General features: G+C 32.7%; 2 protein-coding genes. Both read left to right on the forward strand.

Annotated elements, in window-relative coordinates:
- Positions 1-421 (forward strand): hypothetical protein (locus MTX13_RS14330; protein WP_250437414.1); only part of this gene is annotated, 421 nt, incomplete at its 5' end.
- The gene (locus MTX13_RS14335; protein WP_250437428.1) at positions 418-816 is read left to right on the forward strand and encodes a DUF4279 domain-containing protein; all 399 of its coding nucleotides are present in this window, start codon (positions 418-420) and stop codon (positions 814-816) included. The genes MTX13_RS14330 and MTX13_RS14335, both read left to right, overlap by 4 nt.
- Positions 817-1,040: the final 224 nt, after the last annotated feature.

Raw genomic sequence — 1,040 nt, forward strand, 5'->3', positions numbered from 1 at the left:
ATCGGAATTCATTGCAATTTGCTATCTTTCGGTTACGGCGGAAAGAATCCTGCGGATTTTTCCGCAACGAGCCATACACAAAACCGTTGGCGTGCATTTGAGGAACATCAAGAAAATGATTAAAAACAGAAGAATATCGAGCAATATAAATATGTGGAATGTGGAATATGACCAAAGCGGATTCACATTGAATAAAGACTGGTTAATACAAGCTGAAAAAACAGAGGATATTTTACAGTTAAGTCATATTTATGAAGAAGGACCGATTTTGGACGTTGGGTTTTATAGAGAAAATTATAAAATATATGTTATTTATGACAATGATTGGGAGAATCCAAAGGAAGTATTTGAATCTCAAAAAACGGAACTTATTGAAAATAAAGTTTATGAATGGATTGATAAATATGCAAATGGTATATGACAAACACGAAAGGATACACATATTTTGCAATTAAAACCGAAAATGAAAAGTTTGGAATCTCGGAATTTAACTCTTATCTAACAATTAAACCTACCGATTTCAAACAAAAATTTGAGAACGGAAAAACGCCTGTTTGTACAATTTGGGAATATTCTTCAGGAAAATTAATAAATCCATATTTTTTTAAAGAAATTGAAAAACTGATTGACAAACTTGAAAACCATAAAAGTGAATTAATCGGACTTAAAAAACGAAACCCTGAATTTGAATATGTTTTAGAAGTTGTCATTTTCCTTGGAGATGAAAGTCCAGGACTTCATTTTAGTAAACGAACAGTAAAATTTATGAATGAAATTAATGGAACAATAGATTGTGACATCTATAATGAAAAATAAAAAACGACACGCCAACACCGTATATAATTTATTGCTAGTCCTAGCCTACTTACGAAAATCCTCGCGGATTTTCTATTCGGTTTTTATTTGCTAAATTACGTGCTAAACCACGCAACAAATCATATACAAACACGTTGAATCACATTCAGCTAAAGCTGACCAAAGTTACTACGTGCTGCGCACTCCCGTCCCTTTGGATATGTGATTCAACGACAGCGTTATGC

The sequence above is a fragment of the Hanstruepera flava genome (assembly GCF_023634025.1).
GTDB classification, from domain to species: domain Bacteria; phylum Bacteroidota; class Bacteroidia; order Flavobacteriales; family Flavobacteriaceae; genus Hanstruepera; species Hanstruepera flava.